Here is a 26,894-nt window from a genome sequence, read left to right as displayed (position 1 = left end):
ATTTTACTTTTCGGATGCGCCAATGACACAACTGTCAAAAAAATTCAGGGTCACTTTTCTCGCCCGCTTTGTTATTTTTACTTTATTATCCGGCAGCGTCTCTGCATGGGCCGAAAACGAAACGCTGGAGTTTGACAGTTCGTTTTTGATGGGGCCGGGTTCCAGCAAAGTCGACCTCAGCCGCTACGCTGACGGTAACGTTATTTCCCCCGGCGTTTACGATGCCAGCGGCTACGTCAATAACGATCTGGTTACTACGCTGAAGGTCGAGTTTGTTGATGTCGATAAAAATGGTAAAACGCAGGCCTGTATTACACCCAGGATGCTAAGCCAGTTGCATATTCGTCTGCCTGACGATATTCCTGAAAAAGCGATACTGGTTAAGCGTGAAGACAGTACCAACCACTGCCTTAATCTGCCGCAGGTAATTCCTCTCTCCACGGTTCACTTCGACGGTGGCGATCAACGACTGGATATTGGCGTACCGCAAATGTGGGTACAAAAAGGCTTCGCCAACTATGTTGATCCCTCATTATGGGATGACGGCATTCCTGCCGCCATGCTGTCGTACAACGTCAGTGCCTGGAAGAACAAAAACCCATATGGCACTGAAAACAGCGTATATGCCGGCTTTAATGGCGGGATAAATCTTGGCGCGTGGCATTTTCGCGCACAGGGTAACTACTCCTGGCAAAAAGACGGCGGCAGCAGTATTGAATATCAGAACCGTTATATTCAGCGCGATATCGCCGCGCTTCGCTCGCAATTGATCATCGGTGAGTCCGGTACCAGCGGTGAAGCGTTTGACACTGTCAACCTGCGCGGTGTTCGCCTCTATAGCGAATCACAGATGCTGCCACCGCAGCTTTCCAGCTATGCACCAACAATCCGCGGCGTAGCCAACAGCAACGCTAAAGTCACTATTACACAGAACGGCTACAAAATTTATGAGACCACGGTGCCGCCAGGGCCGTTCGTGATTGACGATCTTTCGCCCTCTGGGTACGGCGCCGACTTAATCGTCACCATTACGGAAGCCGACGGTTCAAAACATAGCTTTAGCCAGGCATTTTCATCGCTGGTGCAAATGATGCACCCCGGCGTCGGCAAATGGGATCTCAGCGTAGGCCAGGTCAATGATGATAGCCTACGTGACGAACCGGGGCTGGCGCAGGGTACGTTCTACTACGGCCTTAATAGCACATTCACCGGTTTCAGCGGCATTCAGGCCACTGATAACGGCTACTTTGCGGGTTTATTGGGTCTTGGAATGAACACGCTGATTGGCGCAATCTCTTTTGACGTCACCCAATCGCAGGCGGATATTCCACAGGATAAAACCTACCGTGGCCAGAGCTACCGCGTATCGTGGAATAAGTTTTTCGCACCAACAGACACCTCGTTGAATATCGCCGCCTATCGCTACTCAACGAAAGACTATCTGGGGTTGAGCGATGCGCTGAACATTATTGATGACGCTAAACATAATAATGAACAGTCCGCCAATCGTATGAACAACTATGCGAGGATGAAAAACCAGTTCACCATTAGCCTCAACCAAAGTCTCAAAAGCGGGGACATCAATTATGGTTCACTCTATCTCAACGGCAGTTGGGCCGACTATTGGGTCACCAATGATTCCCGCAGCAGCTTCTCTGCGGGCTATAGCAATAGCCTGGGCTGGGCCACTTACAGCATCAACCTGCAACGCTCCTATGACGAAGACAATAACCGCGACGATTCCGTTTATCTCAGCGTTACGATCCCGCTGGATAAACTGTTGGGTACCGACAGAGACAGTGGTGGCTTCCGAACCTTAAACAGCAGCGCGAGTAGCGATTTTGACGGCAGCAACCAGTTCAACACCAGCGCCAGCGGCTATAGCGCAGACAACCGCTGGAACTATAGCGTCAGCACCGCGTACAACATGGAGAAAGAGGAAAAAGATCTCTCCACTGTGAGTACCTACGTCAGCTACGACTCCAGCTACGGTAATATCGCCGCATCGGCATCGGCCAGTAGCGATAGCTCTCGCCAGTATTCATTAAATACCGATGGCGGCTTTGTGCTGCACAGCGGCGGACTGACCTTTAGCAACCAAAGCTTTACCGACAGCGATACGCTGGTGCTCATTGATGCCCCAGGAGCCAAAGGCGCACGCATTGATTACGGTAACAGTACTGTTGACCGCTTTGGCTACGGCATCGGCAGTTCGTTAATGCCATACCGGGAAAATACCGTCTCGCTTGACATTAACGGTCTGGACAATGACATCGAAATGAAAAGCACCAGCGCCACCGTGATCCCAAGGCGCGGTGCCGTAGTGGTGAGTCATTTCGACACCGATCAGGGACAATCCGCGATCCTGAACCTGGTACGCAGCGATCATCAGCCGATCCCGTTCACCGCTGAAGTTTACGATCTGAAAAACAACCTGCTCGGCACTGTCGGCCAGGGGAGTCAGGCTTTTATACGTGGCATCGGCGAAAGCGGTGAACTGGAGGTTCGCTGGGGCCAGCAGAACCAGATGCAGCGCTGCCGCGTACATTACCAGACCACATCAGACAATGAGAAAACGGTAGGTAAAACTCTCGTGCTCAATGCCGTTCTCTGCAAGATGCAATAGATTACGAGGATAAAGGATGAGAACACACCGCGTAGTCCGCTCGTTAGCGCTCGCCACAGCATTTCTGGCGCAGCCGGGTTTTACCGCCACTCAGGGATTGAGCCTGAATTTCACTGCCGTTATTGAAGAAACCACCTGCGTCATGATGGTGAGCAGTCTCAGTAACGCGTCGCTCAGCGGCAGCGGCACGCAGTATGCGCTCACCGTCCCGAATATCGGGATTGCCGAGCTACTTAACACCACGGCCAATACCGAAAGCAGCTTCAAACTGCAGCCGAAAGAGTGCAATAACGAGATCTCCTCAATTTCAATGACCATGAAAGGCACCACACTATCCAACAGCAACTACATGCTGGCAAACAGCCTGACCAGCGGGAACGCCGAAAACGTCGGCCTCGGCTTTAAGCCAGATGGCGCTGATGACAGCCAACGACTAAAGCTCGATGGCTCGCAAAAAATTGCCTGGGAACAAAGTGAAATTACTAACGGTAAAAACCTGAGCGCTTTTTTCCGCCGTGCCAGCACCTCGCTAACGCCAACGGCTGGCGATTTTCAGGCCAAAGTGACTTTTACATTTACCTATGAATAGCAGGGAGGCTAGGTTGATGCGATATCTGGTTCGGTTCTGTGGCGCGCTGTCGTTTCTTCTCACCACTTTACCTGGCTACGCCGGGACAAATTCGCTGGAGATGACAGTTTCTACCACCATTACGCCCTCAACCTGTCAGGCCACCCTGCACGATGACAGCGGCAAGGCCAATTCCATTGTCGATGTGGGTGACGTTTATATTTCACAACTGGTGAATAAAACCAATTCACGCGCCTTTTCGCTGGTATTCAGCAACTGTGTTGGGCTGGCCAAAAAACAGGCGACCGTCACTCTGACAGCAAAAACCGGCTGCGATGGTGCCTCTGGTGGCGGTAACGGTTTTCGCAACGCGCTGAACGGCAGTGATGATGCCGCCAACGTTTCAGCAGAAATCTGGACCACCTCGACACCGGCGGGCAGCGGCAGCAAGCAACTTAGTTGCGCCAGCCCGACGCAGCAGTTGGTCTCTCTGGCGCAGGTTAGCGACGAAACCACGGTGGTTTTACCATTCAGCGCCCGTATTGTGCTTGCCTCCGGTAGCACTATCGCGGATTTACACACTGGCTCATTTTCTACTCAGGGCCTGTTCACCATTAACTATGAGTAAGCGGCGATGAACAAGTTATTATGCAGCGCAATAGTCATCGGCTTATCAATGTTCACACTGATAAGCCATGCCGATACCGATGTGGAGATCAGAGCCAATATTGTGAATACCAGCTGTGAAGTCTCAGTGGACAATAACGGATTAGTGGATTTAGGCACCAAAGGGCTTGATTACTTCACCAGCGGCGTGACGGCAGAAGATCTTTATGAAGGTGGTAGCACCTTTTATGTGCATGTAAAAGACTGTATGCCGGTCAGCGGCAAAGAACCCTCAAAGCTGGTATTACATTTCTCTCCGCTGTCGGGCAGCTTTGCTCCTGGCTCAACACAAATTTTCGCCAACGAGGAATCCGACGGCGCAACAAATGTCGGCGTGGTGGTCTTTTCCGTCAACGATGTCAATAACACTTACAACGTGATGAACACCGACGGCACGCCGCGCAGTAAATACGACGTGACCTCCGCTAACTATGCTGACAGCCGCTACGCTTTTTATGCCCGAATGCAGAAAGTACTGTCCGGTCAGCCCGTCGGCAGTGGCCCGGTGAAGTCCAGCGTACTGGTATCGGTTTATTACGAATAAGAAAAACTTACGGGCTTTTAAAAGGAGAGGGCTATGACAAGGAACACACCGCAGCAAAATGGCAACAAGAAAGGATGGCGAGTCACATTTTCCGTTATTTTATCCGCGCTATTCGCCACACTAACATTGTTTTCTGTTGCCAGCTACGCCGCCGAGACGCAAACCTTTGTGCTCGGCAACTACCGTGAAGGTAACGATTCTTTGTTTAATGGGCCAACCACCGACAGCACCACTACCATGACCTATCCCGCCGGGCGAACCGTCTATTTTAGCCGTACATCCGAACTGGCGCCTGCGAACGTCACGATCAACTGGAACGGCAATCACGGCTCGGCGTCCGGCAACTCTGGTGTGTATTGCAATACCTCCAGTTCGGGCACCAGTAACCCGCTGTCGTTCGAATCTGGCCTCGTCTCAGCAGGCACCTACGGCGGGGTCAGTATTTTTAAGACGAACATTACCGGGCTCTATTTTTCCCTGACGCTAAGAAGTTTTAGCGCCTATGGCCTCCACGTTGATGCCCCCTCGTCGCTTCCCGTCGTGGACGGAACCATGAGCAACGTTATAACGCTCACCGATACTGACGGCTGTCGCAGATCCGGCACACCGGATGGCTCAGAGTACTTTTCCATGGGTGGGATTGGATTTTATGCCGCCATTACCTTTTATACCGATCAAACCTATACCCCCAGTAACGCCACGATCACGCTTTTAAAGAAGGGAGACTTTCACCTGCGCCTCTTGAACGAAAATCCAGGAACGGGCATTCACAGCTATGCTGATAAAATCACCTTTGATATCAGCGCCGTCACCGTTGCCGAACCTACCTGCACCACACAACCCGTCGCCAGCGGTAGCAGCGTGAGCGGAGCCACCGTCGATTTGGGAAGCTATAGCCCGAACGACATTATTAAAGGCGTCAATGCCGTGCCGTTCTCCATCAAGCTGGCAGGCTGTAAAGGGCTGCGCAATATTAACGTCACGCTTACCTCCACCACGGTTGCCAGCTCCCCCACCCTGCTTGGCAATATTCTGACCAGCAACCATGCCACCGGCGTGGGCGTGGAGATTAGCGGCGCGGCCAATAACTACCACTCGCAGATGGTAATGATCCCCAACGATACCACCTCGGTGTATAACGATCAGCGCGATACCTCAAGCGATGATAATATCTACGGCACCAGCGAAAACGGTCAGGTTCAGTCACAGACTCTCAATTTTCTGGCGACGTTAAAGCGCGATGGCAACCAGAAAATCGGATCTGGTAACTTCAAAGCCAACGGAATCTTTACCTTCGACTACCCGTGATAACGGTTGTGGGCACTCGTCAATAACGGTTGCCCACAAAAGTCTAACGCCTACCGGTATCTTCCCCTACAATGCCCCCATTATATTCATTCTTATTATGAGGGGAGAAGTTATGAGCAAACCGACCACTATCGCCCTGCTGCAAAAATACAAACAGGAAAAGAAACGCTTCGCCACCATCACCGCTTACGATTACAGCTTTGCCAAACTGTTTGCCGATGAAGGCATTAACGTCATGCTGGTGGGCGACTCTCTTGGCATGACGATACAGGGCCATGACTCCACCCTGCCCGTTACCGTTGAGGACATTGCTTATCATACCCGTGCCGTACGTCGTGGCGCGCCGAACTGCCTGCTGCTTTCCGACCTGCCGTTTATGGCTTATGCCACACCGGAACAGGCGTTTGAGAACGCGGCTATCGTCATGCGCGCCGGAGCTAACATGATCAAAATTGAAGGCGGAGCCTGGCTGGTGGATACCGTCAGGATGTTGACCGAACGCGCCGTACCCGTGTGTGGCCATCTGGGACTGACGCCACAGTCGGTCAATATTTTCGGCGGCTACAAAGTTCAGGGACGCGGTGATGCGGGCGAACAGCTTCTCAGCGATGCCCTGGCGCTGGAAGCGGCAGGCGCGCAGTTGCTGGTGCTGGAGTGCGTGCCGGTTGAACTGGCGAAACGGGTGACCGACGCGTTATCCATTCCAGTGATCGGGATCGGAGCAGGCAACGTTACCGACGGACAGATCCTGGTGATGCATGACGCCTTCGGCATTACTGGCGGTCATATCCCTAAATTTGCGAAAAATTTCCTTGTTGAAGCAGGCGACATGCGCGCCGCTGTACGGCAGTATATGGCTGAAGTTGAGTCCGGCGTCTATCCGGGCGAAGAACATAGTTTTCATTAATGCTACACCTGAGGGATAACCGGACGCAGGCCTGATAAGCGTAGCGCCATCAGAAGGCGGCATTGCGCCGGATGACGACGTGTAACGCGTCTTATTCAGCCTGCATACCCTCAGTTAATTCAAGGAGTTATATTGTGTTAATTATTGAAACCCTGCCGCTGCTGCGCCAGCATATCCGCCGTTTACGCCTGGAAGGCAAACGTATTGCGCTGGTGCCAACGATGGGTAACTTGCATGATGGACATATGAAACTCATTGATGAAGCTAAAGACCGCGCCGATGTGGTAGTGGCCAGTATCTTCGTCAATCCGATGCAGTTTGATCGCCCGGACGATCTGGCGCGCTACCCCCGCACGTTGCAGGAAGATTGTGAGAAGTTGAATAAGCGCAAAGTCGATATCATCTTTGCCCCGGCTCCGGATCAGCTCTATCCGCAGGGGACAGAAGGACATACTTACGTTGACGTGCCCGGTCTTTCTACGATGCTGGAGGGAGTCAGTCGTCCAGGCCACTTCCGCGGGGTTTCGACTATCGTCAGTAAGCTGTTTAATTTGGTACAACCAGATATAGCCTGCTTCGGCGAAAAAGATTTCCAGCAACTGGCGCTGATCCGCAAGATGGTCGCCGATATGGGTTACGATATTGAAATTGTCGGCGTGCCTATCGTTCGCGCGAAAGACGGCCTGGCGCTGAGCTCGCGTAACGGCTATCTGACAGCGGAACAACGTAAGATTGCGCCTGTTTTATATAAAGTAATGAAAGCGCTAGCCGACAAAGTGCAGGCCGGGGAGCGCAACCTTGAAGAGATAATTGCCATTGCCGGCCAGGAATTGAAGGAAAAAGGCTTCCGCCCTGATGATATTCAGGTACGCGATGCTGACACACTACTCGAACTGACCGAGGGTAGCCAACGGGCAGTGATCCTGATGTCCGCATGGCTGGGACAAGCGCGGCTTATCGATAATCTGACTATAGAACTACACTAATCGGCGACGACTGGCGTTAACGATAGTTAGCGCCAGTTAGTGAGCTGCTCAATCTCTTCAGCCGTAAGATCCGTCATCTGCGCAACGAGTTCTGCCGACATACCGTTTTTCAACATCCGTGCGGCAACACGGCGCGCCGCCTCTGTTTCACCTTTTTGGATACCTTGCTGTATGCCTTTTTGGATACCTTGCTGTATGCCTTTCTGCATTCCCTGCTCTTCAAACCACTCAGCCAGCGTCATCATTGATTCCCCCTGCGGCGTTCTGCTCGCCAGTTCCCTGTAGAATACTTTTGGTTGGTCAGTATGACCGCTGTGCAGCATATAGTTCAGCAACGAGATCATCTGACTGTCAGTAGTGTACTCTGCACGTAACAGTGTTACCAGTTGATCCAGCAGCCGCATTAAATCTCGCTGACGGATATGTTTTTGCAGCAATTCCAGAACCGCTATCCGCCGATGCTGCATAATCTCATCATCGGGTATTACGGTAATATCCACCAGTGGAAACGGCTGACTATAGAGGCGTTTCGCCAGTGCCGGGGAGGAAAACATGTCCAGCCAACATAATGAAAACGGGTAAGGACTGGCTTTCCCCTGATAAAACAGGATGGGGATCACCAACGGAAGCTGCTCGTAGCCCGCCTCAATGTGACGATGCATCGCGGCAATCGCGTAACGTATCATACGGAACGCCATCTTTTTATCCGGCGAGCTCTGATGCTCAATCAATATATGCAAATAGCCAGGCACTCCCTGCATGTTTAACGAATAAAGCACGTCGGAATATTGCGCCTTCAGGTTCTCTTCGACAAAGCTTCCCGATGCCAACTGTAGCGTATCAAGATCGCATATCTTACGTAATTCCACAGGCAGGTGAATATCCAGAAAATCCCTGGCAGTATCGACGTGCATTAAAAATTGTTTAAAAACGGCATCGTGCGGAGTACCTGTTGCTGATTCCATCATCCTGACCTACGCGGCGTCATCCATAACACCAGTATCCGGGAGGTATATCGCCGCGTCAGCAGGGTGTTGGCGTTTTTACGAGGCGGGCAGGGACAAAAACTCACTCTATACAAGCGTTACATGCTCTTGTGCGTGGCATTACGCAAACTGAGCGGAGAAACGACACTCGATGTATAGACACCCCGTAAAAATCGGGCAATACTGCCTGAATATTTTCCTAAAGCTGGCTATAGTCAGCTTGGCTGTCGATACGAGTAAAGGGTAAACGTTATGATTCGCACGATGTTGCAGGGCAAACTCCACCGCGTAAAAGTGACTCAGGCGGACCTGCACTATGAAGGTTCCTGCGCCATCGATCAGGATTTTCTTGATGCGGCCGGTATTCTGGAAAACGAAGCTATTGATATCTGGAATGTGTCAAACGGCAAGCGCTTCTCAACCTACGCCATTGCGGCAGAACGCGGTTCGAAAATTATCTCCGTCAATGGTGCGGCGGCACACTGCGCGGCGGTGGGCGATATTGTGATTATCGCCAGCTTTGTCACCATGACAGATGAAGAAGCACGTACCTGGCGGCCTAATGTGGCTTATTTCGAAGGCGACAATGAAATGAAACGCACAGCGAAAGCGATTCCTGTTCAGGTTGCCTGATACCACCTGTAAGCCTATTTACCCCTGCGGCTGGTTGCTAATCAGCCGTGACATGGTTTCCAGCGAATCCGTTCTTAAAATATACAGGCGTTTCAATAAGAATGGATTATCCCCCGGCTTTACTTTCCCTTTTACCGTCGTCACCGCCATATGAAATCCGGCCTCTTTTGCCGCTTTGATAGCAGTCACGTTATAGCCGCCAAAGGGGTAGGAAAGATAAAAAACGTGCGGATTAAATTGCGCCAACGCCCGCCGGGAGCGTTCAAAATCAAACAGAATATTATGATAACTACGGCTATATAAAATCGGCCGCCGATACCCATCCACCCGGTGTAAGAAATGGGTATGCGACTGAAAGTCAAAAACATCGCTCATCTTTCGCAATTCAGACACACTCATAAACTGCAGCGATTTCGGATTCCATTTCTGCGGGTGGCGTTTAATGCGCGACGAGATAATAAACGCCGTCGCCTTCATACCATATTGCTTCAGCACCGGATATGCATAGCGGCTCACCGATTTAAGGCCATCATCAAATGTGATCGCCACCGCGCGCGCCGGGAAATTAGCCCGGTTATGGATGTAATCCTCCAGTTGATACAGGGTCAATGTGGTGTAACCACGATCGCGAAGCCAGGTCATTTGGTTACTGAAAGCACGCACCGAGGTCGTGGTGGACGTATGGCGGAAACGGGTATTTTCTTCATCACGTAAAATATGGTGGTAGGTCAGTACCGGAATTCCGTTATCGGGCTGGGCGTCCAGCGCGCTGATATAAGCCAGTCTGTCGCCAATACGGATCTGATACCAGGTTTGATTAAGCCTGCCCTTCAGCTTACTAATAATGGGATAACGCAAATTATCCACCAGCACACCAAACGGGGCGCTGCCGGCATCCGGCGCGTTATACACCCGCGTATCCTTCCATGTCACCAGATTCTGATTGCTCAGTGGCTTGTTAAGGTCGCCGAGGCCATCTTCCACTTTCTGTTTCCCCTGCACGGGAGCGAGATGGCCTTTATCGATAAACCCCACGCCAAAGCCAAAGTTAAATTTATAATAGTCTGCCGCCATGGGCGTTACGGAAAGTATTTGTCCGGCGCGGATATTCCCCACGGTCACCATATTGTCGCCAATCTGCGACCAGATGGCGGCGTCTTTCGTCGTTTGCATATAACGCGCGCTGACCGCAGTGGAAAAACACAGCAGCAGAAGAAAAAAGTATTTCATCATTCATCATAACCGGGACAAAATAACGCGACGATTGTACCAATTCATATCCATAATAAGAATGACTAATACTCATACAAATCATGCAGCAACAAAAAAGGCGGGTTCTTCTGCTGCTGATGCCAGAGACTGGTGACGTCCGGCGCGCCAAGCGCAACGATGTGATCGCGAAATGCCGAACTACTCATTGACTCTCGCAGTGGAAGCATCTCCTCCATCAATGAATAGCGAATACCTGAAATGACTTCACATTGCGAATGTTTATGACTCATCAACGATGCCACACGATAAGGCGCCGCACCGGAAATATCGGTTAAAAATATCACGCCTTCGCCGGAGTCTGTGGCATGAAGCGCATCACACATCATACGGCTCAGCATATTTGAACTGAGACCCCGCCAGAAATTGACCGCCCGGCATTGCGCCAGCGGGCCGTATTTTTTCTCCAGGCGATCGAGCATATCCTGTGCGCGATCGTCATGGCAGGTAATCACCCAGCCTAACATAGCCTACCTCCTTAGCAGACAAGTAGTTTATCAGGGTGATAAGTTAAGAATGATGACAGCCGTCAAAAGTCTCCTCTCCCCGCCAGAAGAAGAGGAGAATTGTCTCAGCTACGCAAACCGCGTCCACGTTGGATCAGCGTCCAGCACAGCAGATAAAATGCCATAATGAAGATCACCAGTACGCCAAACGTCGTCGCCAACGGCACATCATGGATACCAAGGAAACCATACCGGAAGCCGCTGATCATATAGACGATCGGGTTCAGGTGCGACAACCCCTGCCAGAACGGCGGCAGTAGTGTCAGCGAGTAAAATACCCCGCCGAGATAGGTTAGCGGCGTTAGCACAAAAGTGGGGATCAGGCTGATGTCATCAAAGGTTTTCGCAAACACCGCATTTAGCAAGCCCGCCAGCGAGAACAATATCGCCGTCAGGATCAACGTAAGCGCGACAAAAATCCACGAATGCACCTGAAATGGCACAAAAAACAGCGAAATTGCCGTCACCAGGATACCAACGCACAGCCCGCGCGCCACACCGCCGCCGACAAAGCCAGCGATGATGACATGCGTCGGCACTGGCGCCACCAGCAACTCTTCGATGTTGCGCTGAAACTTGGCGCTAAAGAACGAGGAGGCCACGTTGGCATAAGAGTTGGTGATCACCGCCATCATAATCAACCCCGGCACAATAAATTGCATATAGCTAAAGCCATGCATTTCGCCAATCCGCGAGCCAATCAGGTTACCGAAGATGATGAAATAGAGTGTCATCGTAATCACTGGCGGCACCAGCGTTTGCACCCAAATTCGCATAAAGCGGTGGATCTCTTTCGCCCAGATACTTTTCAGCGCAACCCAGTACAACTGCATCATGCGTGATCTCCTTGTTTTTCATGGACCAGTGACACAAACAGTTCTTCCAGACGGTTGGCTTTGTTACGCATACTTAATACCTGCACCCCTTGCTCGCTCAGTTGGCTAAAGACGCTGTTAATTCCCTGTTCCCGTAACACTTCCACTTCCAGCGTCGAGGTATCCACCAGACGGTACTGATAACCTGCAAGCTTGGGTAGCGGGCTTTTCGGCGCTAAATCCAGAATAAACGTTTCTGATTTCAGCTTAGAAAGCAGATTCTTCATGGAGGTATTTTCTACTAACTCGCCATGCTGAATAATGCCGATATTGCGGCACAGCATTTCCGCCTCTTCCAGATAGTGAGTGGTAAGGATAATGGTGGTGCCTTTGGCGTTTAAATCCTTTAAAAAGCCCCACATTGAGCGGCGAAGTTCGATATCGACGCCCGCTGTCGGCTCATCAAGAATCAGCAACTTAGGCTCATGCATCAGAGCGCGGGCAATCATCAAACGGCGCTTCATCCCGCCGGAAAGCATCCTCGCTCGTTCATTACGTTTTTCCCACAGATCAAGCTGTTTTAGATACTTTTCGCTGCGTAAAACCGCCTCTTTATGTTCCACGCCGTAATAACCCGCCTGATTCACCACAATCTGCTGTACCGTTTCAAACGGGTTAAAGTTAAACTCTTGCGGCACCAACCCTAACTGTCGTTTAGCGTTGACTACATCTTTTTCCAGATCGTAACCAAAAACGTTAACACGCCCGGACGTTTTATTAACCAATGAGCTAATGATACCGATAGTGGTCGATTTCCCTGCCCCATTTGGCCCCAGAAGCGCGTAAAAATCCCCCGCTTCGACCTGCAAATCTATGCCGCGCAGCGCCTGAACGCCACCGGGATAGGTTTTTTTAAGTTGTTGAAGTTCCAACGCAATGGTCATAAATTCTCACTTACTTTACGTACTTACACTTTATACATGGTTTAAATAATTACGGAGTTGCCCTATATTAGCTCAACGCACTTATTTGGTTACAGGTCGTTAACCTCCATGAAAGACATAGATACACTCATCAGCAACAATGCACTATGGTCAAAAATGCTGGTGGAAGAGGATCCCGGATTTTTTGAGAAACTGGCGCAAGCGCAAAAACCGCGCTTTCTATGGATTGGGTGTTCCGACAGCCGCGTTCCCGCAGAGCGTTTAACCGGACTTGAGCCAGGTGAATTATTTGTTCACCGTAATGTGGCTAACCTGGTTATTCACACCGATCTGAACTGCCTCTCCGTGGTCCAGTATGCGGTAGATGTTCTGGAAGTTGAGCATATTATCATTTGCGGCCACTCCGGTTGCGGCGGTATCAAAGCTGCGGTAGAAAACCCTGAGCTGGGGTTGATTAATAACTGGCTGCTGCACATTCGCGATATCTGGCTTAAACATAGCTCGCTATTGGGAGAAATGCCCGAAGAGCGACGTCTGGATGCGCTCTACGAATTGAACGTGATGGAGCAGGTCTATAACCTGGGGCACTCCACCATTATGCAATCAGCGTGGAAACGTGGGCAAAATGTGACCATTCATGGCTGGGCATACAGCATCAATGATGGCCTGCTTCGCGATCTTGACGTCACCGCCACTAACAGGGAAACCCTGGAGAACGGCTATCACAAGGGGATTTCCGCCCTAAGTCTGAAATACATTAACCACGAATAAGCCACCAGGCCAGATGGAAACGTTATAGACCGGATAAGTCGCTTTAACGGCACCATCCGGCGGTTTTGTCGGCGTCGCTTCGCTTACCCGGCCTACAACAACTACCGTAGGCCGGATAAGACGTTTACGCCGCAATCCGGCATTTCTGTTCTTATTCGTCCAGCAGCACAACTTTGCCAACGTACGGCAAATGGCGATAACGCTGGGCATAATCGATGCCGTAACCTACCACGAACTCATCCGGGATAGAGAAACCAATAAACTCTACCGGGACATCCACTTCACGGCGAGACGGTTTATCCAGCAGCGTACAAATCGCCAGCGATTTCGGCTCGCGCAGGCTAAGAATCTCACGCACTTTCGACAGAGTATTACCGGAATCGATAATATCTTCGACAATCAGCACGTCCTTGCCGCGAATATCCTCATCCAGATCTTTCAAGATTTTTACGTCGCGGGTGGTGGACATGCCGCTACCATAACTGGAGGCGGTCATAAAATCGACTTCATGAGGAACCTGGACTTCACGACACAGGTCTGCCATAAACATAAATGAGCCACGCAACAGACCAACCAGCACCATTTCACTGCCGCTGTCTTTATAACGTTCGGTAATCAGACGCCCCAGTTCGGCAATACGTGCTTTGATCTCCGCTTCGGGGATCATGACTTCAACGGTATGTTTCATATTTATAACCATATGATTTAAAAACAAATCACTCAATGCCGGTTGATAATAACGCCGCATTGACGCGCAAGGCACGCAGTATACCAGCAAACGCCTCTATTCGCGGCATTTGATCAGAAAGCTCATTTTGTGATGTCGATCACACATGTTAATTCCTATACTTAATTGCAACTAAAAAATTAACAATTTGGGATGGTGTCTTTTTATGGTAGAAAATAACGCACGATCGCCACGATTACTCGTGACGCTGACGGCCCTCTTTGCCGCGCTTTGCGGGCTGTATCTTCTTATCGGAGGTGTCTGGCTGGTTGCCATTGGCGGTTCCTGGTACTACCCCATCGCGGGTGTCGTGATGCTGGGCGTGGCCGGATTGCTATGGCGCAGCAAACGCGCCGCACTGTGGCTGTATGCCGCCCTGCTGCTGGCGACAATGATTTGGGGCGTATGGGAAGTCGGGTTCGACTTCTGGGCGCTCACGCCGCGCAGCGATATTCTGGTCTTCTTCGGCATCTGGCTAATCTTGCCGTTTGTCTGGCATCGTCTGGTGGTGCCCTCCAGCGGCGCAGTGGCGGCGCTGGTTGTGGCGCTGCTGATTAGCGGCGGTATCCTGACCTGGGCTGGCTTTAATGACCCACAAGAGATCAACGGTACACTTCGCGCTGATGCCACACCCGCTAATGCCATCTCGTCGGTCGCCGATGCGGACTGGCCGGCCTACGGGCGTAATCAGGAAGGCCAACGCTATTCGCCGCTCAAACAGATCACTGCGGATAACGTCCACCAGCTGAAAGAAGCGTGGGTCTTCCGCACCGGGGATCTGAAGCAACCCAACGATCCGGGCGAAATTACCAACGAAGTGACCCCGATTAAAGTCGGCGACACACTTTATCTGTGTACGGCACACCAACGGCTGTTCGCGCTGGACGCCGCCAGCGGTAAAGAGAAGTGGCATTTTGATCCGCAGTTGAAGACCGATTCGTCTTTCCAGCACGTCACCTGCCGCGGCGTCTCTTATCATGAGGCCAAAGCGGATACCGCCTCGCCGGAGGTCATCGCCGACTGTCCGCGCCGCATTATCCTCCCGGTCAATGACGGCCGCCTTTTCGCGGTGAATGCCGAAACCGGCAAGCTGTGTGAAACCTTCGCCAACAAAGGCGTCCTGAATCTGCAAACCAATATGCCGGATACTACGCCGGGGCTATATGAGCCGACGTCACCGCCGATTATCACCGATAAAACCATCGTGATTGCGGGTTCGGTTACGGATAACTTTTCCACCCGGGAAACCTCCGGCGTGATTCGCGGTTTTGATGTTAATACCGGTAAACTGATGTGGGCCTTTGATCCGGGGGCGAAAGATCCGAACGCTATCCCGTCCGATGAACACTCTTTTACCTTTAACTCGCCAAACTCGTGGGCGCCTGCCGCCTATGACGCGAAACTGGACCTGGTGTATCTGCCGATGGGCGTCACCACACCGGATATCTGGGGCGGTAACCGCACGCCGGAACAGGAGCGTTATGCCAGCTCCATCCTGGCGCTGAATGCCACCACCGGGAAACTGGCATGGAGCTATCAGACCGTCCATCACGACCTGTGGGATATGGACCTGCCGGCACAGCCGACGCTGGCGGATATTACCGTCGACGGTAAAACCGTTCCCGTTATCTATGCGCCAGCGAAAACCGGTAATATCTTTGTGCTGGACAGACGTAATGGCGAACTGGTCGTGCCTGCCCCGGAAAAACCGGTACCACAAGGCGCGGCGAAAGGCGATTACGTCTCCAAAACTCAGCCGTTCTCGGAGTTAACGTTCCGCCCGAAAAAAGATCTCTCCGGCGCGGATATGTGGGGGGCGACCATGTTCGACCAACTGGTGTGTCGCGTCATGTTCCACCAGTTACGCTATGAAGGTATCTTTACCCCACCCTCCGAGCAAGGCACGCTGGTATTTCCTGGCAACCTGGGGATGTTTGAGTGGGGTGGGATCTCTGTCGATCCAGACCGCCAGGTCGCTATCGCTAACCCGATGGCTCTGCCGTTTGTCTCAAGGCTTATTCCTCGAGGTCCAGGCAATCCAATGGAGCCGCCGAAAGATGCGAAAGGCACCGGTACGGAAGCTGGTATTCAGCCACAGTACGGCGTACCGTTTGGCGTCACGCTGAACCCGTTCCTTTCGCCGTTTGGCCTGCCGTGTAAACAACCGGCCTGGGGCTACATCTCCGCGCTGGATCTGAAGACCAATGAAATTGTGTGGAAGAAACGGATCGGTACACCGCGAGACAGTATGCCGTTCCCGATGCCGGTCCCGGTGCCGTTTAACATGGGAATGCCAATGCTGGGAGGCCCCATCTCCACCGCGGGTAACGTGCTGTTTATCGCCGCGACCGCCGACAATTATCTACGTGCTTATAACATGAGCAACGGGGAGAAACTGTGGCAGGGCCGTTTGCCTGCCGGTGGCCAGGCAACGCCAATGACCTATGAGGTCAATGGTAAGCAGTATGTTGTGGTCTCTGCGGGGGGACACGGTTCGTTTGGCACGAAAATGGGCGACTATATCGTCGCGTACGCTTTACCTGACGACGCGAAGTAACTGAAAAGCCCGGCGCGTGCCGGGCATATTGCCGGGGCGCTTCGCGCGCCCGGCCTACGTCAGATACATTGGTTATACCGTAAAACCAAGCATCATCCCCGTATCTTCATGTTCCAACAGATGACAGTGCGCCATATACGCATGTTCTTTCGGCGCGTCATGATCAAACTTCACCAGCACTTCGCTGATGCCGCCTTCAACGCGTACGGTATCCTTCCAGCCTGTTCTGTGCGCCGCTGGCGCTTTGCCATTCTCTGACAAAATACGGAACTGCGTGCCGTGGATATGGAAAGGATGCAGCATCATATCGCCCACGCCGGAAATCACCCAACGTTCATGCTGGCCTTTCTGCGCCGCGAACATCGGTTTGTTCATATCGAATACCTGGCCATTGATAAAATTAGCGTTATGGAAATCGAATTTTCCGCCGTGATTCATATTCCCCATCGAACCATGATTCATCCCGCCGTGATTCATGTTGCTATGATCCATCTCGCCATGCCCCATATTTCCGCCCTGCATATGCGCGTTCATGCTGTCATGATCCATGCCGCTCATCGCCTGAGCGCCATATTTCTTCATCAGCATCTGCATCCCCATCATATCAAGGCGCGGGTCCATCGACAGTTTAAGATTGCGCACCGTCAGCCCTTCCAGAGACGGTAACGCTGGCATCGTGGTCAACGTATCCGGTAACGTACCGGACGCGGTAATCATCAACGGCTGGATGCGCATCACTGGATGCGGCTTATCAAACGGAGCGATCGCCATCCCCATCTGGCTGACCGGCAGCGTCACCAGATCAAAGGCTTTCCCGTCGCTGATATCCACCAGTACTTCAAAACGTTCGCCCATTAATAACGGTAGCTCAGTCACTTTCACCGGCTCCGCCAGCAGGCCACCGTCGCTGGCTATTACATAAAACGGGCGATTATCGCTGGCGGCGATATTTAGCGAACGCGCATTACAGCCATTCAACAAACGCAAGCGTAACCAGCCTTTCGGCGCGGAATGTTGCGGATAGATAGCGCCATTGGTCAGGAGCGTATCGCCAAACCAGCCGACGGCAGCGGTCATAATATCCAGTTGGTAATCAATCTGGCCATCGGCGGAGAAACGCTTATCCTGAATGATGACCGGCACATCGTCGATACCCCATTGTTTCGGCAGACGCAATCGGCGAATCTCGTCATCCTCAATCAGCACCAGTCCGGCAAGTCCCATCGCCACCTGGCGTCCGGTCTTACCGTGCTTGTGCGGATGAATCCAGCAGGTCGCGGCGCGTTGTTGGGGCGTGAACGTTACCGAGCGGGTTCCGCCTGCGGGAATAATCCCCTGGGGACCACCGTCAACAACGCCCGGAATCTCCAGACCATGCCAGTGAAGCGTTGTGTCTTCGGCCAGTTGGTTATGGATATCAACGGTCACGCTTTTTCCTTTATGAAGCTGTACCGCCGGCCCCAGCAAATGACCGTTGTAACCCCAGGTCGTCGCGCTCTTACCAGCGAACGTCGACTGCCCGGCTTTCACAATCAACTGCATACGATTGCTCGCATCTGCCGTTAACAGGTCAGGAATAGGTAACGCGGGACGTTCGGCGGCAAAAGCGGCGCGACTCCACAACGGCAGCGCTGATGCAACCCCCAGCGCCACAGAATATTTTAAGAAATCACGGCGTAACATAATCATTTCCTTATAATGAACAGGCGGGTGTCTAAGCTTAGACCCTGCCCTAACGGGAAGGTCAAGCCAGCAACACGTCTTTACCGTTCCTGACAGCAATACAAATAAGAATGAGGACGTCGCGCCATAAGGCGATAATAAAAGTCGTCGCTACGTCCACAGTGTGCTAACGTTGACTTTCCCTGATGCCGTGGTAGAAGCAATGAAGACGTTTTTCAGACCCGTGTTGTTTGGCAGCCTGATGGCCCTGTGTGCGAATAGCTATGCGCTTACTGAGTCCGAAGCTGAAGATATGGCCGATTTAACGGCGGTTTTCGTTTTTCTGAAAAATGACTGTGGTTACCAGAACTTACCTAACAGTCAGATTCGGCGTGCGCTGGTCTTTTTTGCCCAGCAAAATCAGTGGGACCTCAGCAACTACGATACTTTCGATATGAAATCACTGGGCGAAGACAGCTACCGTGATCTTAGCGGTATCGGTATCCCCGTCGCTAAAAAATGCAAAGCGTTGGCCCGCGATTCCCTCAGCCTGTTAGCCTACGTTAAATAATCCTCCGCTCCAGATACTTTACATGATTCATGTTGCAGGAAGGCGGCGACGCAGTGAATCCCCAAGAGCTTACACCTGTAAGGGAGCGGGGTAAGCAAGTAAAGCCAACACACCTGCCGTTTGAAGTATGATGAGATTATATTGCTGAAATAATGACCGTGCATCTGTGGTCATTGTTAGCTATGATGTTGCGCCCTTTTTTTACGGGTGTTAACAATGGAGGTATCAGCCAATGGCCGAAAATACGATGTGGCATGAAACGCTACACGACCAGTTTGGTCAGTACTTTGCCGTAGACAACGTTCTGTATCATGAAAAAACCGATCACCAGGATTTGATCATCTTTGAAAACGCCGCGTTTGGCCGCGTAATGGCGCTGGATGGCGTGGTACAGACCACCGAACGCGATGAGTTTATCTATCATGAAATGATGACCCACGTCCCGTTGCTGGCGCATGGTCATGCGAAACATGTCCTGATCATCGGCGGCGGTGACGGTGCCATGCTGCGAGAAGTGACGCGGCATAAAGGCGTTGAGACCATCACCATGGTGGAAATTGACGCTGGTGTAGTCGCATTTTGTCGTCAATATTTACCTCACCACAATGCCGGCAGCTACGACGATCCGCGCTTTACGCTGGTGATCGACGATGGCGTGAATTTCGTCAATCAGACCCACCAGACCTTTGATGTCATCATCTCCGACTGTACTGATCCGATCGGTCCCGGAGAAAGCCTGTTTACCTCCGCCTTTTATGAAGGCTGTAAGCGTTGCCTGAATCCTGGCGGGATTTTTGTCGCTCAGAATGGCGTTTGCTTTCTGCAACAGGATGAAGCGCTTGATAGCCACCGCAAACTGAGCCATTACTTCAGCGACGTCAGCTTCTACCAGGCAGCGATTCCGACTTATTATGGCGGTATCATGACCTTCGCCTGGGCAACAGACAACGGCGCCCTTCGCCACTTGTCGAGCGAGATTATTCAGGCACGTTTTCATGTCGCCGGTCTCAAATGCCGCTATTACAACCCGGCTATTCACACCGCTGCATTTGCACTACCGCAATATCTGCATGACGTACTGTCCGCACAGTAACGCTAAGGAGGTGATAAAAATTGAAAAAGCTAAAACTACATGGCTTTAATAATCTGACGAAAAGCCTGAGTTTTTGTATTTACGATATCTGCTACGCCAAAACCGCAGATGAGCGCGACGGCTACATTGCCTATATCGATGAACTCTATAATGCCAACCGACTGACCGAAATCCTGTCAGAAACTTGCTCCATTATCGGCGCGAACATCCTGAACATCGCCCGCCAGGATTATGAACCCCAGGGTGCCAGCGTCACGATTCTGGTGAGTGAAGAGCCGATTGATCCAAAACTTATCGACCAAACTGAACATCCCGGTCCACTGCCGGAAACGGTGGTAGCGCACCTCGATAAGAGCCATATCTGCGTGCATACCTACCCGGAAAGCCATCCGGAAGGCGGACTTTGCACCTTTCGCGCCGACATCGAAGTGTCAACCTGCGGGGTGATTTCACCGCTAAAAGCGCTCAATTACCTGATCCACCAGCTAGAGTCCGATATTGTCACCATCGATTACCGCGTGCGCGGCTTTACGCGTGACGTCAACGGTATGAAGCACTTTATTGACCATGAAATTAATTCCATTCAGAATTTTATGTCAGAAGATATGAAATCGCTGTATGACATGGTGGATGTAAACGTGTATCAGGAAAATATTTTCCATACCAAAATGCTGCTTAAGGAGTTTGATCTTAAGCACTATATGTTTCACACCAAACCGGAAGATCTTACTGAAACCGAACGTCAGGAGATCACCGCCGCGCTATGGAAAGAGATGCGCGAGATTTATTATGGCCGCAATATTTCTGCGGTCTGATTCACCGCTGGCGGCGCTTAACGGCGCTGTCAGTCCGGCTGCACCAACGTTAGCGCAAAAGCGCGTCCTTTGAGTTCAGCCTGCGCTGACAGCGGCAGTTAACGTCGGTAATGACATCATTAAAACGCTCAAGCGGCGCCACATTAAAGAGCGAATGCGCGCCATATTTACTGCTGTCCGCCAGCAGCACTTTACGCAGCGCGTTAGCAATAATCTCCTGCTTAAGCCCGGCCTTATCTTCCGTCGGAGTCGTCACGCCCGTATGGACGCCCCACGAATTACAGCTCATAAAAGCAATATTCGGCTAAACGCTGCGCAACAACTTACGCCCATGCTCACCGATGCAGGACTGGCTACTGTCATCGATACGGCCACCGACAATGGTCACTTCAATTTGCCGGGCTGGTGCGTAAAATCGTATGCCGCAGCTAACTTAACCGCGCGCAGGCTTGCTCTACGACAGATGCGATTTCCTGCTCAGCACAATCCGACACCATCCGCGCAGCGTCAATATCGACAACCTCCGTCCGCTCCCGGCACAGCGCATTATCCGCCTGACGACGCGTGGCTTCGTTCATCGAACCCGCGACCACCAGCACTGGCAACGGCTGCCAGTCTTGCGTAAATGGACATGATCTATCTGAACATTCAGCTCTACCACTTCAATCCCGAGCTACTCACTTGAGATCCTTATCTGCTTGTAGACCTCTTTGCCAACATTGTTCCTAAGGATGCGAAATCGGTTCTTGGGTGTTCATGCAGGGATAAAAAAAGCCCGACGTAAACGTCCGGCTTTATGAATGATTGAAATCGCTCAGGATTGCGCTAAAAATTGCCGATAGGCTTTCACCACCTGGAGAAAATCTTCCACGCCGCACAGCGACAGGCTTTCTTCATCGTAGTAGTTCATGCCTTCTTCCATTTCATCGCCCGTGAATTCCAGCTGGTTAGCGCGGACCATCACCTCCTCGCCGTCCATCCAGATAGTGTACTCATGACCCGCCCGCTGCCAGGAACGTTCGCTGCCTTTCAAAGCATGCGCGGCCTGTTCCACTTCATCAAGCAGCGCCAGGTTCTCCTTCACTTCTTCATTAAACCAGTGCCCTACCACTTCGTGGCCCATGGACATACGTACCAAAACCCGCCCGGTTACATCGCGCAGAAATTCGTAATCCATAATGTGTTCCTCTGCTCCCGGCAATGCGCCAATACCGCATTGCGCCTTGCTGTAATTATCGCAGCCTGAACAGAGAAAAAAAGCGGGGCGGACGGAAGGATCGGAAATAAAAATGCCCGCTGACACAAGGTTCACCGGGCATTGATGCATTTTTAGGCAAAATGCGTCAGGGCATTACACCGCCGTCTGGAAAATCACGCCGTCAGCTTTCTCGGTATACTGGGAAAGCTGATCGAAGTTCAGGTAGCGATAGGTATCAACCGCTGTTTTATCCACCTGCGCCACATAGGTCTGGTACTCTTCTGGCGTCGGCAACTTACCGATCAGTGCCGCCACCGCCGCCAGCTCTGCCGAGGCCAGGAAGACGTTCGCGCCGGTACCTAAGCGGTTCGGGAAGTTACGGGTTGAGGTGGAAACCACCGTTGCACCGTCTGCCACGCGCGCCTGGTTCCCCATGCACAAAGAGCACCCCGGGATCTCGATCCGCGCGCCGCTCTTACCAAATACGCTATAGTAACCTTCTTCAGTCAGTTGAGCCGCGTCCATACGGGTAGGCGGTGCCACCCACAGGCGGGTCGGCAGCTGGCCTTTGTGATTATCCAGCAGCTTACCGGCCGCGCGGAAGTGGCCGATGTTGGTCATGCAGGAACCAATAAAGACTTCGTCGATCTTCTCGCCCTGCACGTCAGACAGCAGACGCGCGTCGTCAGGATCATTCGGCGCGCACAGGATTGGTTCTTTAATATCCGCCAGATCGATCTCGATCACCGCCGCGTATTCTGCGTCGGCGTCGGCTTCCAGCAGTTGTGGCTCCGCCAGCCATTTTTCCATGCCCTGAATACGACGCTCCAGGGTACGACGATCACCGTAACCTTCAGCAATCATCCACTTCAACAAAACGATGTTGGAGGTCAGATACTCAATGATCGGCTCTTTGTTCAACTTGATGGTACAACCCGCAGCGGAACGCTCGGCGGAGGCATCGGTCAGCTCAAATGCCTGCTCCACTTTCAGATCCGGCAAGCCTTCGATTTCCAGGATGCGGCCAGAGAAGATGTTTTTCTTCCCTTTCTTTTCCACGGTTAGCAGCCCTTGCTTAATCGCGTATAGCGGAATGGCATGGACCAGATCGCGCAGCGTGATCCCCGGCTGCATTTTGCCTTTGAAGCGCACCAGTACGGATTCCGGCATATCCAGCGGCATTACGCCAGTCGCGGCGGCAAACGCGACCAGACCCGAGCCCGCCGGGAAGGAGATACCAATCGGGAAACGGGTATGAGAATCACCACCGGTGCCGACGGTATCCGGCAGCAGCATACGGTTCAACCACGAGTGAATTACCCCGTCTCCCGGACGCAGCGACACGCCGCCACGGTTCATAATGAAGTCTGGCAGGGTATGATGGGTATTCACGTCAACCGGTTTCGGATAAGCCGCGGTATGGCAGAACGACTGCATCACCAGGTCAGCCGAGAAGCCCAGACAGGCCAGGTCTTTCAGCTCATCACGGGTCATTGGGCCGGTGGTATCCTGAGATCCCACAGAGGTCATCTTCGGTTCGCAGTACGCCCCTGGACGGACCCCAGCCACACCGCAGGCGCGACCGACCATTTTCTGCGCCAACGAGAAACCGCGGCGGCTTTCCGCCACGTCTTTCGCCTGACGGAAAACGTCTGAATGCGGCAGGCCCAGCGCTTCACGCGCTTTGGTGGTGAGACCGCGACCGATAATCAGCGGAATACGACCACCAGCCCGTACTTCATCAACCAGGACCTCGGTTTTCAGTTCGAAATTCGCCAACAGCTCACCGGTTTCATGGCGGCGAACTTCGCCTTTATACGGGTAGACGTCAATCACGTCGCCCATATTAAGGAGAGAGACATCAACCTCGATCGGCAGCGCACCCGCATCTTCCATAGTGTTAAAGAAGATCGGGGCGATTTTGCCGCCGAGGCACAGACCGCCGCCGCGTTTGTTCGGCACAAACGGAATGTCGTCCCCCATAAACCACAGCACCGAGTTGGTAGCAGATTTACGTGAAGAACCGGTCCCCACCACATCGCCGACATAGGCCAGCGGGAAGCCTTTTTGTACTAATGCCTCGATCTGCTTGATCGGGCCAACAATGCCCGGCTGATCCGGCTCAATGCCTTCGCGGGCGTTTTTCAGCATCGCCTGCGCGTGCAGCGGAATATCCGGACGAGACCAGGCATCTGGTGCCGGAGAGAGATCATCGGTATTGGTTTCACCGGTCACTTTGAAAACGGTGACGGTGATCTTTTCCGCCAGTGGTGGACGGCTCAGGAACCATTCGGCATCGGCCCAGGATTGCATCACCTGCTTCGCGTATTCGTTACCGGCTTTGGCTTTTTCTTCCACATCATAGAAGTTATCGAACATCAGCAGCGTGTGGGACAGCGCTTTGGCAGCGATCGGCGCCAGCTTAGCGTCGTCCAGGGCATCAATCAGTGGATGGATATTGTAGCCCCCCTGCATGGTGCCAAGTAACTCAATGGCTTTCTCAGGGGCAATTAACGGAGACGTGGTTTCGCCTTTCGCGACGGCGGCAAGAAAACCGGCTTTAACATAGGCGGCTTCATCGACGCCAGGGGGAACGCGGTGGGTTAACAGGTCTAACAGGAACTCTTCTTCGCCCGCGGGCGGGTTTTTTAGCAGCTCGACGAGCGCGGCCATTTGGGTTGCATCTAAAGGTTTGGGCACAATCCCCTCGGCGGCACGTTCAGCTACGTGCTTACGGTATTCTTCTAGCACGACGGTTCTCCTCGCTCTCATTGTCATAGTGCGGCATACGCTTTGTGTATGGGCGATTCTCTTCACGCTCCTGTGAGACAGCAGTTAGTAGGGTAAATGCCCGGGTACCGCAACGGGCAGAATAGCAGGATTTTAGTAGGGTGTTAATCTGTTTACAAAAAAGCAACATAAAAAAGTGGCTGAATCGTTAAGGATGGTCTAATACTCCGTTGAGACGGCGACTCCTGCGGTAAATTCTTACCTCATTTCGTGCTGTGATCATCACGTGGCAGTACCGATCCCAACATTAGCTAAAAATTAAACTATCGCCCCTTTATACTCACGCAAAACTGCACCCCGTCGGCGGCAGGCATAATGACCATAGCGATTCCCTGGAATCGGGAGAGATAAAATGACGTTGCCCTTCAAACCCCATGTCATCGCCCTTGTATGCAGCGCTGGGTTATTTGCCGCTTCGGGTGTGCTGTATGTAAAAAGCCGTACCCCCGAGGTGCCTGTGCCGGCAGCGCCAGCCGCTGACCAAGCGCAAACGCCCGTTCCCGCGCCTGCCGTGAAAACCACCTTTACCACCGCGCAAATCGATCAATGGGTCGCGCCTGTCGCGCTGTATCCCGATCCCCTGCTTTCGCAGGTACTCATGGCCTCCACCTACCCGGCGAACGTGGTTCAGGCCGTACAATGGTCGCGTGATAACCCCACGCTCCAGGGCGATACCGCTATTCAGGCGGTGGCAAGCCAGCCCTGGGACCCCAGTGTAAAATCACTGGTCGCTTTTCCTCAGTTGATGGCGCTTATGGGCGAAAATCCGCAATGGGTGCAAAATCTGGGCGATGCCTTCTTAGCACAGCCGCAGGATGTGATGGATGCCGTCCAAAGGTTGCGTCTGCTGGCCCAACAAACCGGCTCGTTAAAATCCACGCCACAGCAAACTGTCACCCGCGTGCCAAAAACGAGTGTTTCTTCCACCACCGCGGCGGCAACCACGACCTCCGCCAGTACGCCTGTCGCGTCTTCAGGCGTCATCAAAATCGAGCCCGCGAATCCGCAGGTCGTTTACGTACCGAACTATAACCCCGCGACAGTTTATGGCGCCTGGCCCAATACCGCTTATCCGCCGGTGTACTTACCGCCCCCTCCGGGACAGCAATTTGCCGATAGTTTTGTGAAAGGTTTTGGTTATAGTCTGGGTGTCGCGACGACCTATGCCTTATTCAGCAGCATCGACTGGGATGACGACGATCATCACCACCATGATGACGATCATCACCATGACGATGATGACCACCATGGCGGTAATGGTTATCAACATAATGGCGATAATATCAACATCAATGTCAATAATTTCAACCGGATATCTGGACAAAATCTGCCCGGTAAAACGATGGGCTGGCAGCATAATCCAGGTTATCGCAATGGTCTACCCTATCCGAATAATTCGGTTGCGCAGCATCTCCACCCGACCAACGTCAGCGGCGGGCTCAGCGCGACGCAGCCAGCCCCAGCGTCCCGCGATAGCCAGCGTCAGGCGGCAATGGCACAATTTCAACAGCATAGCCGTACAGCGGATGCTTCTCTGCCCACTGCAAGCCCCCGCGATATCCAGCGAAAAGCGGCCTCCCAACAGTTAAATCAGATAGCCCAGCGTAACAATTATCGCGGTTATGATGATCTACATAATAGCGCGCGGCGGCAGACGGCGCAGCAGCATAGCGCGGCGCTGACATCCCGGACGCAGCAGCATCCCTTATCGCAGCAACAGCGTAACGCGGCGCATCAGCGCATCGCGTCGTCCACGCTGCAGCAACGTCAGGCATTCCAGCAGATGCATAGCAATATGTTTAGCGGGAACGACAGCCGCTCGCCGTCGTGGCAATCGCAACAGTTACGTGGTCAGGAAAGCCGCCGGATAGGTCACTTAAACACTGACCAGCGCGCCGCAGCACGGGAACGTCTCTCTGAACACCATGAATTTCATCGCCGTTAACCGGAGC

The 26,894-nt window shown here is 52.5% G+C and carries 23 protein-coding genes and 3 pseudogenes; 14 read left to right on the top strand and 12 right to left on the bottom strand.

From position 1 onward, the window contains the following. Positions 1-22 precede the first annotated feature (22 nt). The 7 genes from SBG_RS00875 to panC all read left to right on the top strand — a co-directional run bounded on the left by SBG_RS00875 (position 23) and on the right by panC (position 7,605). Entirely contained in the window at positions 23-2,626 is a 2,604-nt protein-coding gene (locus tag SBG_RS00875) for an outer membrane usher protein (RefSeq protein WP_000192781.1), read from the top strand. A 16-nt stretch (positions 2,627-2,642) separates the two neighbouring features. Then, positions 2,643-3,215: a fimbrial protein gene (locus SBG_RS00870; protein ID WP_001259013.1), complete on the top strand. Its 573-nt coding sequence runs from the start codon at positions 2,643-2,645 to the stop codon at positions 3,213-3,215. A gap of 16 nt (positions 3,216-3,231) precedes the next feature. Continuing rightward, entirely contained in the window at positions 3,232-3,822 is a 591-nt protein-coding gene (locus tag SBG_RS00865; RefSeq protein WP_001269944.1) for a fimbrial protein, read from the top strand. A 6-nt stretch (positions 3,823-3,828) separates the two neighbouring features. Next, positions 3,829-4,404, top strand: a complete 576-nt coding sequence (locus tag SBG_RS00860; RefSeq protein WP_001037617.1) for a fimbrial-like protein — start codon at positions 3,829-3,831, stop codon at positions 4,402-4,404. A gap of 33 nt (positions 4,405-4,437) precedes the next feature. After that, positions 4,438-5,712 carry a fimbrial protein gene (locus SBG_RS00855; protein ID WP_000197792.1) on the top strand — a complete coding sequence of 425 codons (1,275 nt, stop codon included), beginning with the start codon at positions 4,438-4,440 and terminating at the stop codon, positions 5,710-5,712. 112 nt (positions 5,713-5,824) lie between these two features. Next, complete coding sequence (panB, locus tag SBG_RS00850) at positions 5,825-6,619, top strand: 3-methyl-2-oxobutanoate hydroxymethyltransferase (protein ID WP_000042999.1); 795 nt, start codon at positions 5,825-5,827, stop codon at positions 6,617-6,619. Between the two features lie 134 nt (positions 6,620-6,753). Further along, a complete protein-coding gene (panC, locus tag SBG_RS00845) occupies positions 6,754-7,605 on the top strand; it encodes a pantoate--beta-alanine ligase (protein ID WP_000905335.1) in 852 nt (283 codons plus the stop codon). A gap of 26 nt (positions 7,606-7,631) precedes the next feature. Here the strand turns inward: panC and SBG_RS00840 are convergent, their stop codons facing one another. Further along, on the bottom strand, positions 7,632-8,573 hold the full coding sequence (locus SBG_RS00840) for an Rpn family recombination-promoting nuclease/putative transposase (RefSeq protein WP_013991359.1): 942 nt from the start codon (positions 8,571-8,573) through the stop codon (positions 7,632-7,634). 270 nt (positions 8,574-8,843) lie between these two features. Between SBG_RS00840 and panD the strand changes: the two genes are divergently transcribed. Further along, positions 8,844-9,224, top strand: a complete 381-nt coding sequence (gene panD / locus SBG_RS00835; RefSeq protein ID WP_000621521.1) for an aspartate 1-decarboxylase — start codon at positions 8,844-8,846, stop codon at positions 9,222-9,224. A gap of 18 nt (positions 9,225-9,242) precedes the next feature. On the opposite strand, the gene SBG_RS00830 is transcribed toward panD, so the two are convergent. The 4 genes from SBG_RS00830 to SBG_RS00815 form a co-directional block, all read right to left on the bottom strand. Further along, positions 9,243-10,457, bottom strand: coding sequence for a polysaccharide deacetylase family protein (locus tag SBG_RS00830; protein ID WP_000978813.1), 1,215 nt, complete (start codon positions 10,455-10,457; stop codon positions 9,243-9,245). Between the two features lie 62 nt (positions 10,458-10,519). After that, entirely contained in the window at positions 10,520-10,960 is a 441-nt protein-coding gene (locus tag SBG_RS00825) for a PTS sugar transporter subunit IIA (protein WP_000901964.1), read from the bottom strand. A 104-nt stretch (positions 10,961-11,064) separates the two neighbouring features. Next, positions 11,065-11,835, bottom strand: coding sequence for an ABC transporter permease (locus tag SBG_RS00820; protein ID WP_000983415.1), 771 nt, complete (start codon positions 11,833-11,835; stop codon positions 11,065-11,067). Further along, positions 11,832-12,758, bottom strand: coding sequence for an ABC transporter ATP-binding protein (locus tag SBG_RS00815; protein ID WP_000150623.1), 927 nt, complete (start codon positions 12,756-12,758; stop codon positions 11,832-11,834). The genes SBG_RS00820 and SBG_RS00815 overlap by 4 nt, the downstream gene beginning before the upstream one ends. A gap of 108 nt (positions 12,759-12,866) precedes the next feature. On the opposite strand from SBG_RS00815, the gene can reads away from it, so the two are divergent. Continuing rightward, on the top strand, positions 12,867-13,529 hold the full coding sequence (can, locus tag SBG_RS00810; RefSeq protein ID WP_000651587.1) for a carbonate dehydratase: 663 nt from the start codon (positions 12,867-12,869) through the stop codon (positions 13,527-13,529). Between the two features lie 151 nt (positions 13,530-13,680). Here the strand turns inward: can and hpt are convergent, their stop codons facing one another. Next, positions 13,681-14,217, bottom strand: a complete 537-nt coding sequence (gene hpt / locus SBG_RS00805) for a hypoxanthine phosphoribosyltransferase (protein ID WP_013991357.1) — start codon at positions 14,215-14,217, stop codon at positions 13,681-13,683. 205 nt (positions 14,218-14,422) lie between these two features. On the opposite strand from hpt, the gene SBG_RS00800 reads away from it, so the two are divergent. Then, entirely contained in the window at positions 14,423-16,813 is a 2,391-nt protein-coding gene (locus SBG_RS00800) for a glucose/quinate/shikimate family membrane-bound PQQ-dependent dehydrogenase (RefSeq protein WP_000230069.1), read from the top strand. 72 nt (positions 16,814-16,885) lie between these two features. Here SBG_RS00800 and cueO read toward each other — a convergent pair whose 3' ends face one another. Continuing rightward, the gene (gene cueO, locus SBG_RS00795; protein ID WP_000946064.1) at positions 16,886-18,496 is read right to left on the bottom strand and encodes a multicopper oxidase CueO; all 1,611 of its coding nucleotides are present in this window, start codon (positions 18,494-18,496) and stop codon (positions 16,886-16,888) included. Positions 18,497-18,698: 202 nt separating this feature from the next. Between cueO and SBG_RS00790 the strand changes: the two genes are divergently transcribed. The 3 genes from SBG_RS00790 (at position 18,699) to speD (ending at position 20,954) form a co-directional block, all read left to right on the top strand. Continuing rightward, on the top strand, positions 18,699-19,046 hold the full coding sequence (locus SBG_RS00790; RefSeq protein WP_000846613.1) for a YacC family pilotin-like protein: 348 nt from the start codon (positions 18,699-18,701) through the stop codon (positions 19,044-19,046). Positions 19,047-19,278: 232 nt separating this feature from the next. Continuing rightward, the gene (gene speE / locus SBG_RS00785; protein ID WP_000829962.1) at positions 19,279-20,139 is read left to right on the top strand and encodes a polyamine aminopropyltransferase; all 861 of its coding nucleotides are present in this window, start codon (positions 19,279-19,281) and stop codon (positions 20,137-20,139) included. Positions 20,140-20,159: 20 nt separating this feature from the next. Then, positions 20,160-20,954: an adenosylmethionine decarboxylase gene (gene speD / locus SBG_RS00780; protein ID WP_000734271.1), complete on the top strand. Its 795-nt coding sequence runs from the start codon at positions 20,160-20,162 to the stop codon at positions 20,952-20,954. A gap of 29 nt (positions 20,955-20,983) precedes the next feature. Here the strand turns inward: speD and SBG_RS00775 are convergent. The 5 genes and pseudogenes from SBG_RS00775 to acnB all read right to left on the bottom strand — a co-directional run. After that, positions 20,984-21,369 (bottom strand): annotated as a pseudogene (locus SBG_RS00775) (DeoR/GlpR transcriptional regulator); the annotation flags it as partial. A gap of 16 nt (positions 21,370-21,385) precedes the next feature. After that, positions 21,386-21,580, bottom strand: a pseudogene (locus SBG_RS21230) (nucleotide-binding domain containing protein); the annotation flags it as partial. 50 nt (positions 21,581-21,630) lie between these two features. Then, positions 21,631-21,708: pseudogene (locus tag SBG_RS22990) on the bottom strand (IS200/IS605 family transposase); the annotation flags it as partial. A 60-nt stretch (positions 21,709-21,768) separates the two neighbouring features. Then, on the bottom strand, positions 21,769-22,131 hold the full coding sequence (gene yacL, locus SBG_RS00770; RefSeq protein WP_013991356.1) for a protein YacL: 363 nt from the start codon (positions 22,129-22,131) through the stop codon (positions 21,769-21,771). A 174-nt stretch (positions 22,132-22,305) separates the two neighbouring features. Beyond that, positions 22,306-24,903: a bifunctional aconitate hydratase 2/2-methylisocitrate dehydratase gene (gene acnB, locus SBG_RS00765; RefSeq protein ID WP_000888942.1), complete on the bottom strand. Its 2,598-nt coding sequence runs from the start codon at positions 24,901-24,903 to the stop codon at positions 22,306-22,308. 391 nt (positions 24,904-25,294) lie between these two features. On the opposite strand from acnB, the gene SBG_RS00760 reads away from it, so the two are divergent. Continuing rightward, entirely contained in the window at positions 25,295-26,887 is a 1,593-nt protein-coding gene (locus SBG_RS00760; RefSeq protein WP_000174541.1) for a DUF3300 domain-containing protein, read from the top strand. Positions 26,888-26,894: the final 7 nt, after the last annotated feature.

The sequence above is a fragment of the Salmonella bongori NCTC 12419 genome, from assembly GCF_000252995.1.
Taxonomy (GTDB): Bacteria; Pseudomonadota; Gammaproteobacteria; order Enterobacterales; family Enterobacteriaceae; genus Salmonella; species Salmonella bongori.
Note: the sequence above shows the minus strand (reverse complement) of the source record. Positions and strands in the feature narration are given on the sequence as shown.

Excerpts from the sequence above, each read along its gene's own strand:
- SBG_RS00760 (WP_000174541.1), top strand. The coding sequence starts at position 25,295 with ATGACGTTGCCCTTCAAACCCCATGTCATCGCCCTTGTATGCAGCGCT.
- SBG_RS00830 (WP_000978813.1), bottom strand. The coding sequence starts at position 10,457 with ATGATGAAATACTTTTTTCTTCTGCTGCTGTGTTTTTCCACTGCGGTC.
- SBG_RS00860 (WP_001037617.1), top strand. The coding sequence starts at position 3,829 with ATGAACAAGTTATTATGCAGCGCAATAGTCATCGGCTTATCAATGTTC.
- SBG_RS00870 (WP_001259013.1), top strand. The coding sequence starts at position 2,643 with ATGAGAACACACCGCGTAGTCCGCTCGTTAGCGCTCGCCACAGCATTT.
- SBG_RS00800 (WP_000230069.1), top strand. The coding sequence starts at position 14,423 with ATGGTAGAAAATAACGCACGATCGCCACGATTACTCGTGACGCTGACG.
- SBG_RS00865 (WP_001269944.1), top strand. The coding sequence starts at position 3,232 with ATGCGATATCTGGTTCGGTTCTGTGGCGCGCTGTCGTTTCTTCTCACC.
- SBG_RS00825 (WP_000901964.1), bottom strand. The coding sequence starts at position 10,960 with ATGTTAGGCTGGGTGATTACCTGCCATGACGATCGCGCACAGGATATG.
- speE (WP_000829962.1), top strand. The coding sequence starts at position 19,279 with ATGGCCGAAAATACGATGTGGCATGAAACGCTACACGACCAGTTTGGT.
- yacL (WP_013991356.1), bottom strand. The coding sequence starts at position 22,131 with ATGGATTACGAATTTCTGCGCGATGTAACCGGGCGGGTTTTGGTACGT.
- SBG_RS00840 (WP_013991359.1), bottom strand. The coding sequence starts at position 8,573 with ATGATGGAATCAGCAACAGGTACTCCGCACGATGCCGTTTTTAAACAA.
- SBG_RS00855 (WP_000197792.1), top strand. The coding sequence starts at position 4,438 with ATGACAAGGAACACACCGCAGCAAAATGGCAACAAGAAAGGATGGCGA.
- SBG_RS00875 (WP_000192781.1), top strand. The coding sequence starts at position 23 with ATGACACAACTGTCAAAAAAATTCAGGGTCACTTTTCTCGCCCGCTTT.
- cueO (WP_000946064.1), bottom strand. The coding sequence starts at position 18,496 with ATGTTACGCCGTGATTTCTTAAAATATTCTGTGGCGCTGGGGGTTGCA.
- hpt (WP_013991357.1), bottom strand. The coding sequence starts at position 14,217 with ATGAAACATACCGTTGAAGTCATGATCCCCGAAGCGGAGATCAAAGCA.
- panD (WP_000621521.1), top strand. The coding sequence starts at position 8,844 with ATGATTCGCACGATGTTGCAGGGCAAACTCCACCGCGTAAAAGTGACT.
- SBG_RS00815 (WP_000150623.1), bottom strand. The coding sequence starts at position 12,758 with ATGACCATTGCGTTGGAACTTCAACAACTTAAAAAAACCTATCCCGGT.
- SBG_RS00820 (WP_000983415.1), bottom strand. The coding sequence starts at position 11,835 with ATGATGCAGTTGTACTGGGTTGCGCTGAAAAGTATCTGGGCGAAAGAG.
- SBG_RS00790 (WP_000846613.1), top strand. The coding sequence starts at position 18,699 with ATGAAGACGTTTTTCAGACCCGTGTTGTTTGGCAGCCTGATGGCCCTG.
- panB (WP_000042999.1), top strand. The coding sequence starts at position 5,825 with ATGAGCAAACCGACCACTATCGCCCTGCTGCAAAAATACAAACAGGAA.
- can (WP_000651587.1), top strand. The coding sequence starts at position 12,867 with ATGAAAGACATAGATACACTCATCAGCAACAATGCACTATGGTCAAAA.